The sequence below is a fragment of the Pseudomonas khorasanensis genome (genome assembly GCF_014268505.2).
Taxonomy (GTDB): domain Bacteria; phylum Pseudomonadota; class Gammaproteobacteria; order Pseudomonadales; family Pseudomonadaceae; genus Aquipseudomonas; species Aquipseudomonas khorasanensis.
The window spans coordinates 1-13169 of the sequence record NZ_JABWQP020000016.1; the positions used below are offsets into that span (position 1 = coordinate 1).

11 protein-coding genes are annotated in these 13169 nt (G+C 60.4%); 4 read left to right on the forward strand and 7 right to left on the reverse strand.

Annotation, left to right across the window (positions count from 1 at the left end; translation table 11 throughout):
- Positions 1-873: LysR family transcriptional regulator (locus HU727_RS23105; protein ID WP_186533028.1), on the reverse strand; the 873-nt coding region annotated here is incomplete at its 3' end.
- A 160-nt stretch (positions 874-1033) separates the two neighbouring features.
- On the opposite strand from HU727_RS23105, the gene trhA reads away from it, so the two are divergent.
- Positions 1034-1651 carry a PAQR family membrane homeostasis protein TrhA gene (trhA, locus tag HU727_RS23110; RefSeq protein WP_186533027.1) on the forward strand — a complete coding sequence of 206 codons (618 nt, stop codon included), beginning with the start codon at positions 1034-1036 and terminating at the stop codon, positions 1649-1651.
- A 145-nt stretch (positions 1652-1796) separates the two neighbouring features.
- On the opposite strand, the gene HU727_RS23115 is transcribed toward trhA, so the two are convergent.
- Together HU727_RS23115 and HU727_RS23120 are read right to left on the reverse strand one after the other, a co-directional pair.
- A complete protein-coding gene (locus HU727_RS23115) occupies positions 1797-2516 on the reverse strand; it encodes a 16S rRNA (uracil(1498)-N(3))-methyltransferase (protein WP_186533026.1) in 720 nt (239 codons plus the stop codon).
- Positions 2517-2668: 152 nt separating this feature from the next.
- Positions 2669-4075 (reverse strand): adenosylmethionine--8-amino-7-oxononanoate transaminase, encoded by a 1407-nt coding sequence (locus HU727_RS23120; RefSeq protein WP_186533025.1) that lies wholly within the window; start codon positions 4073-4075, stop codon positions 2669-2671.
- Positions 4076-4299: 224 nt separating this feature from the next.
- Between HU727_RS23120 and HU727_RS23125 the strand changes: the two genes are divergently transcribed.
- The 3 genes from HU727_RS23125 (at position 4300) to HU727_RS23135 (ending at position 7572) form a co-directional block, all read left to right on the forward strand.
- A complete protein-coding gene (locus HU727_RS23125; RefSeq protein ID WP_186533024.1) occupies positions 4300-6063 on the forward strand; it encodes a flavin monoamine oxidase family protein in 1764 nt (587 codons plus the stop codon).
- A gap of 347 nt (positions 6064-6410) precedes the next feature.
- The gene (locus HU727_RS23130) at positions 6411-6962 is read left to right on the forward strand and encodes a cytochrome b (RefSeq protein ID WP_186533023.1); all 552 of its coding nucleotides are present in this window, start codon (positions 6411-6413) and stop codon (positions 6960-6962) included.
- A 31-nt stretch (positions 6963-6993) separates the two neighbouring features.
- Positions 6994-7572 (forward strand): YceI family protein, encoded by a 579-nt coding sequence (locus HU727_RS23135; protein ID WP_186533022.1) that lies wholly within the window; start codon positions 6994-6996, stop codon positions 7570-7572.
- A 67-nt stretch (positions 7573-7639) separates the two neighbouring features.
- Here the strand turns inward: HU727_RS23135 and rhlE2 are convergent, their stop codons facing one another.
- The 4 genes from rhlE2 to ahcY form a co-directional block, all read right to left on the reverse strand.
- Complete coding sequence (gene rhlE2 / locus HU727_RS23140) at positions 7640-9511, reverse strand: RNA helicase RhlE2 (RefSeq protein WP_186533021.1); 1872 nt, start codon at positions 9509-9511, stop codon at positions 7640-7642.
- A gap of 221 nt (positions 9512-9732) precedes the next feature.
- Positions 9733-10545 carry a substrate-binding periplasmic protein gene (locus tag HU727_RS23145; protein ID WP_186533020.1) on the reverse strand — a complete coding sequence of 271 codons (813 nt, stop codon included), beginning with the start codon at positions 10543-10545 and terminating at the stop codon, positions 9733-9735.
- Between the two features lie 156 nt (positions 10546-10701).
- Positions 10702-11547, reverse strand: a complete 846-nt coding sequence (metF, locus tag HU727_RS23150) for a methylenetetrahydrofolate reductase [NAD(P)H] (RefSeq protein WP_186533019.1) — start codon at positions 11545-11547, stop codon at positions 10702-10704.
- A 190-nt stretch (positions 11548-11737) separates the two neighbouring features.
- Complete coding sequence (ahcY, locus tag HU727_RS23155; RefSeq protein ID WP_186533018.1) at positions 11738-13147, reverse strand: adenosylhomocysteinase; 1410 nt, start codon at positions 13145-13147, stop codon at positions 11738-11740.
- Positions 13148-13169 lie beyond the last annotated feature (22 nt).

A 13169-nucleotide genomic window follows, 5' to 3' on the forward strand; every position in this document is an offset into this window, starting at 1 on the left:
CGCGAGCAGATTCGGGTCCCTCTCCTTGGCCTTCAGAAACACTACGCCAATGTGCTGCTGCAACCGGTACTTCTCCTGCAACGGAATCAGCTTCACCCGATTTTCGTACACCGCCGCAATCCGTCCCGGCAGCAGCGCATAACCCACGCCCGAGCTGACCATGCTCAGCAGGGTAAAAATGTCGTTCACCTGCATCGCCACCTTCGGCTCGAACCCCGCCTGCCTGAACACTCGAATACCGTCCTGGTGCGTCGCAAAACCCTGGGTCAGGGTGATGAAGGTTTCATCACGCACTTGCGCCAGGTCCACTTCACTGCACTGGGCAAACTTTGAATCCGCCGGGGTGGCGAGGAAGATGTCGTCGGAAAACAGCGCGATCTGCTCGCAATCCGGGTCGTTGATGCTGTCGTCCAGCGACACCAGAATCGCGTCGACTTCCATGTTCTTCAGCTTGTAGAGCAGGTCGATATTGGAACCGAGAATCAGGTCGATGTTGAGTTCGCTGCGGCGGATCTTCAGGCCCATGATCAGTTGCGGGACGGTTTTGACCGTCAGCGAATACAGCGAGCCGAGCTTGAAGCGTTCGGCGGAGAACCCGGCGGCCTCGCGGGTCAGGCGCACGCTTTCGACCACGTCATTGATCAACTTCTGCGCGCGCTCTTCCAGCACATAAGCGCTTTCCAGCGGCGTCAGGTTGCGCCCTTCGTGTTTGAACAGCGGGCAGCGCAGGGCGCTCTCCAGTGAATGGATCGCGCGGTGCACGCTGACGTTGCTGGTCTGCAATTCGGCGGCGGCGCGGGCAAGGTTGCCGGTGCGCATGAAGGCGAGGAACACCTCGAGTTTTTTCAGGGTCAATTCTTCGTCGATCAGCATGGCGCGAACTCTTTTTGGAATGCGCCGATTGTGCACGCAAGCGCAAAAGATCGCAGCCTTCGGCAGCTCCTGCAGGGGATCGTGCTAACGCAAACTTGCGCTTTTACGCTCGAGGCCCGAGCCTTGCGCGCTGCGGTAATGAATATGAGGTGTGCGATACATGTATCACGGGGAAAAACTTAACGCCTGGACCCATTTGGTCGGGGCGGTAGCGGCGTTTATTGGCGGGGTGTGGATGCTGGTGATTGCCTGTCTTGACGGCAGTCCATGGAAAATCGTCAGCGTGGCAATTTACGCGTTCACCTTGCTGGTGCTCTACAGCGCCTCGACCGTGTACCACAGCGTGCGCGGGCGCAAGAAGGCAATCATGAAGAAGGTCGATCACTTTTCGATCTACCTGCTGATTGCCGGCAGTTACACGCCATTTTGCCTGGTGACGCTGCGCGGGCCGTGGGGCTGGACGCTGTTCGGGATTGTCTGGGGGCTGGCGCTGATCGGCATCCTGCAGGAAATCAAACCGCGCTCCGAGGCGCGGATTCTGTCGATCGTGATTTATGCGGTGATGGGCTGGATCGTGCTGGTGGCGGTCAAGCCATTGATTGCTGCGCTGGGCACAGCCGGCTTCACCTGGCTGGCCTCGGGCGGTGTGTTGTACACCGTGGGGATTATCTTTTTCGCCCTCGACCACCGGCTGCGCCATGCACACGGGATCTGGCACCTGTTCGTGATTGCCGGAAGCCTGCTGCACTTTGTGGCGATTCTGTTTTATGTCTTGTAAACGCAGTCCCTGTGACTGACCGTTCCCACGCTCCGCGTGGGAATGCAGCCCGGGACGCTCCGCGTCCCAAACGGCGTGACGCAGAGCGTCACAGGCGGCGTTACCACGCGGAGCGTGGGAACGATCGGAATAAAAGATTTGGGTCTTAGAAATCACCCCAAAGCTGCTGCGCTACCGCCAGCGCCACCACCGGCGCCGTTTCGGTGCGCAACACACGCGGGCCGAGGCGGGCGGCGTGGAAGCCGTTGCCCCTGGCCTGCTCGACTTCGGCATCCGACAAACCACCTTCAGGCCCGATCAGGAACGCCAGCGTTGCCGGTTTGGCGTGACTCACCAGCGGCTCGGCCACCGGGTGCAGCACCAGTTTCAACTCGGCTTCGGTCTGCTTGATCCAGTCCGCCAGCAATACCGGCGGATGAATCACCGGCACCCGCGAACGACCACATTGTTCACAGGCGCTGATCGCGACCTGACGCCAGTGCATCAGACGCTTGTCGGCGCGTTCGTCCTTCAGACGGACTTCACAGCGATCAGTAAAGATCGGGGTGATTTGCGTCACGCCCAGCTCGGTAGCCTTCTGAATCGCCCAGTCCATGCGCTCGCCACGGGACAGACCCTGGCCCAAGTGGATATGCAGCGGCGATTCAACCTGACCGGCGAATTGCTCGTCGATCTGCACCAGCACGCGTTTCTTGCCAACGTCGACCAGCGATCCGCGAAACTCATGGCCTGAGCCGTCAAACAACTGCACCGCATCGCCCTCGGCCATGCGCAGCACGCGGCTGATGTAATGCGCCTGGGCTTCCGGCAGTTCGTGTTCGCCGGTGCTGAGCGGGGCGTCGATAAAGAAGCGGGACAGTCTCATTTCGGGTCTCTGGAAAGATATGAATCAGTTGGATCGGTGTCTACTTCATTCGCGAGCAGGCTCGCTCCCACACTTGAAATGCATTCCCCTGTGGGAGCGAGCCTGCTCGCGAAAGCGGCAGTCCAGCCGCCGCAAATCTCAAGCAAGGCGAATCAGCCCGGATCACGGAAACCGGGGTGAAAATCCTTCGGCACCGCCACGCTGACGTTCTCACGCGTCGCAATGTCGATGCCTTCGCTGGCGACTTCGGCGAGAAAGTCGATCTGCTCGGAGGTGATCACATAGGGCGGCAGGAAATACACCACGCTGCCCAGCGGGCGCAGCAGGGCGCCACGTTCCAGCGCATGCTGGAAGACCTTCAAACCGCGACGCTCCTGCCAGGGGTAGGCTTCTTTCGTGGCTTTATCCTTGACCATCTCGATTGCCAGCACCATGCCGGTCTGACGCACTTCGGACACGTTCGGATGATCGACCAGATGCGCCGTCGCCGAGGCCATGCGCTGAGCGAGCGCCTTGTTGTTCTCGATCACGTTGTCCTGCTCAAAGATATCCAGCGTCGCTAATGCCGCCGCGCAGGCCAGCGGGTTGCCGGTGTAGCTGTGCGAATGGAGGAAGGCGCGCAGGGTCGGATAGTCGTCGTAAAACGCGCTGTAGACATCGTCAGTGGTCAGGCACGCCGCCAGCGGCAGGTAGCCGCCGGTCAGGGCTTTGGACAGGCAGAGGAAGTCCGGACGGATGCCGGCCTGTTCGCAGGCGAACATCGTCCCGGTGCGCCCGAAACCGACGGCGATTTCATCGTGGATCAGATGCACGCCGTAGCGATCGCAAGCCTCGCGCAACAGTTTGAGGTAAACCGGGTGATACATGCGCATGCCGCCCGCGCCCTGAATCAACGGCTCGACAATGACTGCCGCGACGCTGTCATGATTCTCGGCCAGGGTCTGTTCCATGGCCGCGAACATGTTGCGCGAATGCTCTTCCCAACTCATGCCGTGCGGGCGGTGATAGCAATCGGGGCTCGGCACCTTGATGGTGTCCATCAGCAGCGCTTTGTAGGTTTCGGTAAACAGCGGCACGTCGCCGACCGCCATCGCCGCCATGGTTTCGCCGTGGTAACTGTTGGTCAGGGTGACGAAGCGCTTCTTGTTTGGCTGGCCGCGATTGAGCCAGTAGTGAAAGCTCATCTTCAGCGCGACTTCGATGCAGGACGAGCCGTTATCGGCATAGAACACCCGGTTCAGGCCTTCGGGCGTCATTTTCACCAGACGCTCGGACAACTCGATCACCGGTTGATGGCTGAAGCCGGCGAGGATCACGTGCTCGAGTTGATCGACCTGATCCTTGATGCGCTGGTTGATTCTCGGATTGGCATGGCCGAACACATTGACCCACCACGAGCTGACCGCGTCGAGGTAACGCTTGCCTTCGAAGTCTTCGAGCCAGACGCCTTCGCCGCGCTTGATCGGGATCAGCGGCAGCTGTTCGTGGTCTTTCATCTGGGTGCAGGGATGCCACAACACCGCAAGATCGCGTTGCATCCACTGGTTATTCAGGCCCATTTACAGTCTCCTCGAGGCGGCTCGCGTCAGGCGCGGGCGAACAATCGCGCAAGCCTATGCAATGCGTCGCGCGGGAACAACCCATTGTGTCGATTGAGCTACTTTGTCTGAGCCGATAGACGTCGCTGGCGGCGTTTTGATGGCTAACGTATTCTTCGCGGTTATTTGGGTCGTCTGACTCGCAAAATTGCTTTTTCCTACGTGTTTTTTCCGGAGTTCGCTGAATGTCTGTCGGTTGGCTGCGCGCCTGTGCGCTGGTGATGTTGGGGCTGTTCAGCGTTACGGCGCTGGCCAAGGATAAAACCGCAATCGTGATCGGGGGCGGCCTGTCGGGCCTGACGGCCGCTTACGAGCTGCAGAACAAAGGCTGGCAGGTCACGCTGCTGGAAGCCAAACCGAGCCTGGGCGGTCGCTCGGGCATGGCCACCAGCGAGTGGATCGGCAACGACAAGACGCAGCCGGTGCTGAACAAGTACGTCTCGACCTTCAAGCTTGGCACCACGCCGGCGCCGGAATTCGTGCGCACGCCGGGCTATCTGATCGACGGCGATTACTTTTCCGCCGCCGATCTGGCCACCAAGCAGCCAGCCACCGCCGATGCGATCAAGCGCTACCAGAAAACCCTCGACGATCTGGCGCGCTCGATTGACGATCCGCAGAACCCGGCGGCAACCAGCACTCTGCACGCGCTGGATCAGATCACCGTATCGAGCTGGCTCGACAAGCAGAACCTGCCGGCCACGGCGCGTCAGCTGATCAACCAGGACATTCGCACCCACTACGACGAACCTTCGCGTCTGTCGTTGTTGTATTTCGCTCAGCAGAACCGCGTCTATCGCGGCGTCTCCGACCGCGACCTGCGCGCTTCGCGTCTGGTCGGTGGCAGCCAGGTGCTGGCCCAGGCCTTCGTCAAACAGATCAAGACCATCAAGACCAGTTCGCCGGTGTCCGCGATCAGTCAGGACAAGGACGGCGTGACCGTCAAGGTCGGCAGTGTCGGTTACCAGGCGGACTACGTGGTACTGGCCGTGCCGCTGCGGGCGTTGAACAAGATCGCCCTGACGCCGGCACTGGATGCCCAGCATCTGGCGGCGATCAAAGGCACCAACTACGGCTGGCGCGACCAGATCATGCTGAAGTTCAAGACGCCCGTGTGGGAAAGCAAGTCGCGCATGTCCGGTGAGATCTACAGCAACACCGGTCTGGGGATGCTCTGGATCGAGCCGGCGCTCAAGGGCGGCGCCAACGTGGTGATCAACCTGTCCGGCGACAACGCCCGTGTGATGCAGGCGTTCGGCGACAAGCAAATGGTCGATCAGGTGCTGATCCGCATGCACGCGTTTTACCCACAGGCCCGTGGCTCGTTCACCGGTTATGAAATCCGTCGCTACAGCACCGACCCGTCGATGGGCGGCGCCTACCTGGCTTACGGCCCGGGCCAGATCAGCAAGTTTTGGCGACTGTGGGAACGTCCGCTGCAACGCGTAGCGTTCGCCGGCGAACACACCGACACCTTGTACCCGGGCACGCTGGAAGGCGCACTGCGCACCGGCCAGCGTGCGGCCAGTCAGGTTGAAGACCTGGCAGCGGGCAAATCCTTCGAACCGGCCAAAGTGGTCCCGGCTGCAGCGGCAGCAGGCGCGGCGGGTGCTGCGGCGGCGAAGAAAGGCAACTTCTTCAGCAATCTGTTCGGTGGTTCCGATGACGAGAAGAAGCCTGAGCCGGTGAAAGCCTCGGAACCCGCTCCAGCGCCAGTCACCCCGGCGCCTGCACCGGCTCCGGCACCCGCTCCGGTGGAAGCGCCGAAGCCAGCAGCCCCAGCGAAAGTCGAGCCTGCGAAGAAGGCGGCAGCCAAGCCAGCCGCGAAAAAGCCTGCGGCGAAAACCGAAGCGAAAAAGCCAGCGGCCAAACCGGCGGCAAAAAAGGCTGAACCGGCGAAGAAGCCAGTGGCCAAGCCTGCGGCAACGACCGAGACCAAGGCGCAGTGAAGCCTTGCGGTGAATGAAGAAGCGCGGCGCTTATGCCGCGTTTTTTTTTGCCTGTAGGGGCCTCATCCCGGGCAAGCCCGCTCCCACAGGGTTTGCGGCGAACGCAGAATTTGTGCCCGCCACCGACCACTGTGGGAGCGGGCTTGCCCGCGATGAGGCCTGACCAAACAGCGCATCACCAGGATCTGCTACCTAACATCCCGCCACAATTTCTCCTTTAATCTTTCCTTAACACGCCACTTCCAGACTCTTGATCGTATTTCTCGATATTTCAAAGCAAAATTTTCCGCTTTAATTCGATAGATAACTCGCTAGTCTTGGTTCGCAGTTCTCACAGGATTTGGGCAATGCAGCTACGTAACTCTTCTTCGCGCTATGGTTGGGTCAGCATCGTCACGCACTGGATTGTTGCGCTGGCAGTCTTCGGATTGTTTGCGCTGGGACTGTGGATGGTCGGCCTGGATTACTACAGCACCTGGCGCAAAGACGCGCCGGACCTGCACAAAAGCATTGGTCTGGTGCTGCTCGGTGTGATGGTGTTGCGGGTGCTGTGGCGTTTCATCAGCCCGCCGCCGCCCACGCTGCAAAGCTACAGCCGCATGACCCGCATCGGCGCAAAATTTGGCCACGGGTTTCTCTACCTTGCGTTGTTCGCTGTGATGATTGCCGGTTACCTGATTTCCACCGCAGACGGTGTCGGGATCCCGGTGTTTGGCCTGTTTGAAGTTCCTGCACTGCTCTCCGGACTACCGGATCAGGCAGATACCGCTGGGGTGATTCATCTCTGGCTGGCATGGGCACTGGTAATTTTTTCCGGTCTCCATGCGTTGGCAGCATTGAAGCACCACTTTATCGATCGTGATGCGACCCTCACTCGAATGCTCGGTCGCAAAGCCTGAAATTCAACCTCGACTCAAAGGAAAAGAAAGCATGTTGAAAAAGACTCTGGCCGCTCTGGCAATCGGTTCTGCCGTGCTGTCCGCCAACGTAATGGCTGCTGACTATGTAGTAGACAAGGAAGGCCAGCACGCCTTCGTCGACTTCAAGATCAGCCACCTGGGCTACAGCTTCATCACCGGTACCTTCAAGGACATCGACGGCAAGTTCAGCTTCGACGCTGCCAAGCCTGAAGACAGCAAGATCGAGTTCAACGTGAACACCGCCAGCGTGTTCACCAACCACGCCGAGCGCGACAAGCACATCGCCAGTGCTGACTTCCTCAACGCCAGCAAATTCGGTAAGGCCACCTTCGTTTCCACCAGCGTCAAATCCACCGGTGCCAACACCGCTGACGTGACCGGCGACCTGACCCTGCTGGGCGTGACCAAGCCAGTCGTCGTCAAGGCGACTTTCCTGGGCGAAGGCAAGGATCCATGGGGCGGCTACCGTGCCGGCTTTGAAGGCACTACCACCATCAAGCGTTCCGATTTCGGCAAGCAGAAAGACCTCGGTCCGAAGTCCGATGCTGTCGAGCTGTATGTAACGTTTGAAGGTGTAAAAGCGAAATAAATTTCGCCGCCACATAAAAAATGCCCCGGCTCTTTCGAACCGGGGCATTTTTCATTGCAGCATTAACTCAGCGATTGCGGGTCAGCAACGCTGGTTTCTCGCCACGCGGACGGCTTGGCAGTTGATCGAGCTGCTCAGGTGTCGGGAAGCGGTCGGCTTTCGATTCCTTGTGCATGATCTTCGGGCCACTGTTGCGCGGGTTCTGCACGGCCGGTTGCTCGGTACGTGGCTGATCGTCACGGGCCGGGCGGCGGTTGCGCGGGGCGGATTCGTCACGACGACCCTGACCGTCACGCGGTGCGCCATTGCGAGGGCCGCTGCGCTTGGCGGGCGGGGTGCCTGTGCTCGAACCGTTGGTGTTGCGCGGACCGTTCTGCCGACCTTGCGGCTGACCGCCGCGTGGTGCGCCGCTGCCAGCGCCTTGTGCCGGTGCGCCCGGACGACGACCACGGCCGCCGGCAGGAGCCGCCTTCGGCACGTAGTCAACGCGGTTACCGAAGTTATCGATTTCGTCGTCCAGGAACTCGTCCGGGGCACGGTCGGCTGCCGCACGCGGTGGCTGGCTCGGACGCTGTTCGCGGCTCGGCGTGCCTTCACGCGGTTTCTGCGCGCGGGCAGGGCGCTCGCCACGGTCGCCGGCAGGTTTTTCCTTGCCTTTGTCCTTGCCCTTGTCTTTACGACCGCCGCCACCGCCGCCGCCATTCGGACCGTCGCCGCGCGGGCCACGGGAATTGCGCGGGTTGCGGACATCCGGACGCTCACGCACTTCCGGCTTCTCGGCTTCGATGGTGCTCGAATCGAAGCCCATCAAGTCGCCGTCGGCGATTTTCTGCCGGGTCATGCGCTCGATGCTTTTCAGCAGTTTTTCTTCGTCCGGCGCGACCAGCGAAATCGCCTCGCCCGAACGACCGGCGCGGCCGGTACGACCGATACGGTGCACGTAATCTTCATCAACGTTCGGCAGCTCGAAGTTGACCACGTGTGGCAACTGATCGATGTCCAGGCCGCGGGCGGCGATGTCGGTCGCGACCAGAATGCGTACTTCGCCAGCCTTGAAGTCGGCCAATGCCTTGGTGCGGGCGTTCTGGCTCTTGTTGCCGTGGATCGCCACAGCCGGCAGGCCGTGCTTGTCCAGGTACTCGGCCAGACGGTTGGCACCGTGCTTGGTGCGCGTGAACACCAGCACCTGTTCCCACGCGCCGGCGGTGATCAGGTGTGCCAGCAGCGCACGCTTGTGGCTGGCCGGCAGACGGAACACGCGCTGCTCGATGCGCTCGACCGTGGTGTTCGGCGGCGTTACTTCGATGCGTTCCGGGTTGTGCAGCAGCTTGCCGGCAAGGTCGGTGATGTCCTTGGAGAACGTCGCCGAGAACAGCAGGTTCTGACGCTTGGACGGCAGGCGTGCGAGGACTTTCTTCACGTCGTGCACAAAACCCATGTCGAGCATGCGGTCGGCTTCGTCGAGGACGAGGATCTCAACGTGGGACAGATCGACGCTGCCCTGGCCGCACAGGTCGAGCAGGCGACCCGGGCAGGCGACGAGGACGTCGACGCCACGGGACATGGCCTGAACCTGCGGGTTCATGCCGACACCGCCGAAGATGCAGGCGCTGACGAATTTCAGGTCACGGGCATAGATCTTGAAGCTCTCGTGAACCTGGGCCGCGAGTTCGCGGGTCGGGGTCAGGACCAGTACGCGCGGTTGGCGCGGGCCATGACGCTGGGATTTGTCCGGGTGACCGTTGGGGAACAACCGCTCCAGGATCGGAAGGGCGAAACCGCCGGTTTTACCGGTACCTGTCTGAGCCGCAACCATCAGGTCGCGACCTTGCAACACGGCGGGAATGGCCCGCTGTTGCACCGGAGTAGGCTCGGTATAGCCCGCATCTTCGATGGCGCGGACTAAAGCCTCGGAGAGACCGAGGGAAGCAAAGGACATGAGTAATCCTGTTTTAGTTAGGGCTTGGCCCAATGGGAGTCTTGCCTGGCGCGAATCACGTTTAAGAGGACGCAATCCCGTCCGGTCCTGCTGCGGTTCCGAAGGCACGTCAGGAGCGCTCGCGCGGGCTGAAAGCTGCGCTGTAGCGGGTCGAGAGGCCTGTTACGGTTCCGGGCGTCCGGGCGTGAGCCTGGCGGGAACGCCGGAGTATAACAGAGCAATCACTGTGCGCCGCTTTCCTGCTGCTCAACGGTTTTGCCATTGGCCGTGGCTGAGCTCAACGACGGGCTGCTGGCGGGCGCGGCACCGTAGCGTGCGCTCAGCTCGGCGTAGGCCGGTTCGCGCTTGAAACGCTTGAGCTCGGCACCGAAACGCTGCACCAGCAAGTCCATGCCCGCATTGCGCCTAACCGCCAGAAACTGGCTCTGACGGCTAATGACTTTTGGGTTTTCAGTGATCAGATCGCGAATATTCAGTTTATCGAGCAAATGCTGGCCGACGCGGCGATCGGTGATCAGCAGGTCAATGCGCCCGCGCACCAGTTTGCCGAAGTTGGCTTCATGGGTCGGTGCCGGTTCCCGGGTAAACAGATTCGACTGGCTGAAGTCCGGACTGTACAGATACCCCGGAGAGGTGCCGATGGTCAGGCCTTCCAGTTCTTCGAGTTTGCTGAACGGGTGCGGACGATCATTGGCGTAAAACATCACGAACTCGACGTCCGACAGCGGTTCGCCCGGGTAGAGCAGGGTGGCGTCGCGCTCGTCGCTATGAAAGATGTCCAGCGCGCCATCGGCCTGACCGGTTTCAAGCATCGACAGGCAGCGCTTCCACGGCAGGAACTGCCACTCGACTTCAATGCCCAGACGCTTGAACACGATGGCAGTCGTTTCGTAATCGAGACCAAGATTCTTGCCACCCTCTTCGTACACGTAAGGCGCCCAGGGCTCGGTGACAATACGCAATTTCTCGCCCCGAGCGGCGAAGCTCAGGCAAGCAAAAACCAGCACGACGAATAATTGCGCGATCAGGGGCATGGCTGGAGATTACGACGAGAAACCCGAAAGAGCCAGAAAGTGCCTGCACAAGCTCTGTGTCGGGGCTCTAAACGCAAAAAATCGCAGCAGTGACAACCCCTGTAGGAGCTGCCGAAGGCTGCGATCTCTTGATCTTGCTCGAAGCTTACAAGTGCTTCAACGCGGCAACTTCAGGTTATTCCAGATCGCCAGGCTAGGTTCGGCCTGGTTCATGGAATAGAAATGCAGCCCCGGCGCGCCGCCCTGTAACAGGCGCTCGCACATCTCGCTGACGACTTGTTCGCCAAAGCGCTGAATGCTTTGCGTGTCATCGCCATAGGCTTCCAGTTGCTTGCGGATCCAGCGCGGGATTTCCGCACCGCAGGCGTCTGAGAAACGCGCGAGTTTGCTGTAGTTAGTGATCGGCATGATGCCCGGCACGATCGGCAGATCCACGCCCAGCGCCTGCAAACGGTCGACGAAGTAGAAGTAGCTGTCGGCGTTGAAGAAGTACTGGGTGATCGCGCTGTCGGCGCCGGCGCGGGCCTTGCGCACGAAGTTGGCGAGATCGTCTTCGTAGTTGCGCGCTTGCGGATGCATCTCCGGGTAAGCGGCGACTTCGATGTGGAAATGATCGGCGGTCTCTTCACGAATGAATTCAACCAACTCATTGGCGTGACGCAGCTCACCGCTGGTCATGCCCATGCCGGACGGCAGATCGCCACGCAGGGCGACGATGCGCTTGATGCCGGCGGCCTTGTATTCGTTCAGCAGGCCGCGCAAGTCGTCCTTGCTGTCGCCGACGCACGACAGGTGCGGTGCGGCCGGTACTTTGACTTCGTTTTCCAGTTGCAGAACGGTATTGAGGGTGCGATCACGGGTCGAACCGCCAGCGCCGTACGTGCAGGAAAAGAAATCAGGGTTGTAAGTGGCCAACTGACGGGCCGTGGCGAGCAGTTTTTCCTGCCCGGCATCGGTCTTGGTCGGGAAAAACTCGAAGCTGTAGCGACGGTCTTGGGACATGGGTCATACCCTTGGAAACACGAAAGCCTTCGGTATGTTTCATCTGTAGGCGCGAACTTGTATGTGGCGAGGGAGCTTGCTCCCGCTGGAGTGCGCAGCGCTCCCAAAATCCTGGGGCCGCTCCGCAGCCCAGCGGGAGCAAGCTCCCTCGCCACAACAAGCCATTCCAACAAATAAATCAGCCGGTTACTTAGTAGCGGTAAGCGTGCGGCTTGAACGGGCCTTCGACGGTGACACCGATGTAGTCAGCCTGTTGCTTGGTCAGTTGGGTAACCACGCCGCCGAAGCCGCGAACCATTTCCAGGGCCACTTCTTCGTCGAGTTTCTTCGGCAGGACTTCAACGGTCAGGCGCTCGGCTTTCTGGGCTGGCGACAGGTCAGCGTATTTCTGGCCGAACAGGAAGATCTGCGCCAGAACCTGGTTGGCGAACGAACCGTCCATGATGCGGCTCGGGTGACCGGTGGCGTTGCCCAGGTTCACCAGACGGCCTTCGGCCAGCAGGATCAGGTAGTCGTCGTTCTGCGCGTCGAAAGCGCCCGGGCCGGTACGGTGAATCTTGTGTACCTGTGGCTTCACTTCTTCCCATGCCCAGTTCTTGCGCATGAAAGCGGTGTCGATTTCGTTGTCGAAGTGACCGATATTGCAGACAACGGCACGCTTCTTCAGGGCTTTGAGCATGTTCGAGTCGCAAACATTGACGTTGCCGGTGGTGGTCACGATCAGGTCGATCTTGCCCAGCAGCGCTTTGTCGATGCTCGCTTCGGAGCCGTCGTTGATACCGTCGATGAACGGCGAAACCAGCTCGAAGCCGTCCATGCAGGCCTGCATGGCGCAGATCGGGTCGACTTCGGAAACCTTAACGATCATGCCTTCCTGACGCAGGGACTGGGCCGAACCCTTGCCCACGTCACCGTAACCGATGACCAGCGCTTGCTTGCCGGACAGCAGGTGGTCGGTGCCGCGCTTGATCGCGTCGTTCAGGCTGTGACGGCAGCCGTACTTGTTGTCGTTCTTGGACTTGGTCACCGAGTCGTTGACGTTGATGGCCGGGATTTTCAGCTCGCCCTTGGCCAGCATGTCCAGCAGACGGTGCACGCCGGTGGTGGTTTCTTCGGTCACGCCGTGAACGCGGTCCAGCACCTGCGGATATTTCTTGTGCAGCAGCTCGGTCAGGTCGCCGCCGTCGTCGAGGATCATGTTGGCGTCCCATGGCTGGCCATCTTTCAGGATGGTTTGCTCCAGGCACCACTCGTACTCTTCTTCAGTCTCGCCTTTCCAGGCGAAAACCGGGATGCCGGCGGCAGCGATAGCGGCAGCGGCCTGATCCTGGGTCGAGAAAATGTTGCACGACGACCAGCGCACTTCGGCACCCAGGGCAACCAGGGTTTCGATCAGCACGGCAGTCTGAATGGTCATGTGGATGCAGCCGAGGATTTTTGCGCCCTTGAGCGGCTGCTCGGAGGCGTACTTGCGGCGCAGACCCATCAGGGCCGGCATTTCCGATTCGGCGATGATGGTTTCGCGACGGCCCCAGGCAGCCAGGGACATGTCGGCAACTTTGTAATCGGTAAAATCTGCAGGCGTGATAACAGCGCTCATGAAGAGCCTCCATTCGTAATGT

Excerpts from the sequence above, each read along its gene's own strand:
- trhA (WP_186533027.1), top strand. The coding sequence starts at position 1,034 with ATGTATCACGGGGAAAAACTTAACGCCTGGACCCATTTGGTCGGGGCG.
- HU727_RS23115 (WP_186533026.1), bottom strand. The coding sequence starts at position 2,516 with ATGAGACTGTCCCGCTTCTTTATCGACGCCCCGCTCAGCACCGGCGAA.
- HU727_RS23120 (WP_186533025.1), bottom strand. The coding sequence starts at position 4,075 with ATGGGCCTGAATAACCAGTGGATGCAACGCGATCTTGCGGTGTTGTGG.
- HU727_RS23125 (WP_186533024.1), top strand. The coding sequence starts at position 4,300 with ATGTCTGTCGGTTGGCTGCGCGCCTGTGCGCTGGTGATGTTGGGGCTG.
- HU727_RS23130 (WP_186533023.1), top strand. The coding sequence starts at position 6,411 with ATGCAGCTACGTAACTCTTCTTCGCGCTATGGTTGGGTCAGCATCGTC.
- HU727_RS23135 (WP_186533022.1), top strand. The coding sequence starts at position 6,994 with ATGTTGAAAAAGACTCTGGCCGCTCTGGCAATCGGTTCTGCCGTGCTG.
- rhlE2 (WP_186533021.1), bottom strand. The coding sequence starts at position 9,511 with ATGTCCTTTGCTTCCCTCGGTCTCTCCGAGGCTTTAGTCCGCGCCATC.
- HU727_RS23145 (WP_186533020.1), bottom strand. The coding sequence starts at position 10,545 with ATGCCCCTGATCGCGCAATTATTCGTCGTGCTGGTTTTTGCTTGCCTG.
- metF (WP_186533019.1), bottom strand. The coding sequence starts at position 11,547 with ATGTCCCAAGACCGTCGCTACAGCTTCGAGTTTTTCCCGACCAAGACC.
- ahcY (WP_186533018.1), bottom strand. The coding sequence starts at position 13,147 with ATGAGCGCTGTTATCACGCCTGCAGATTTTACCGATTACAAAGTTGCC.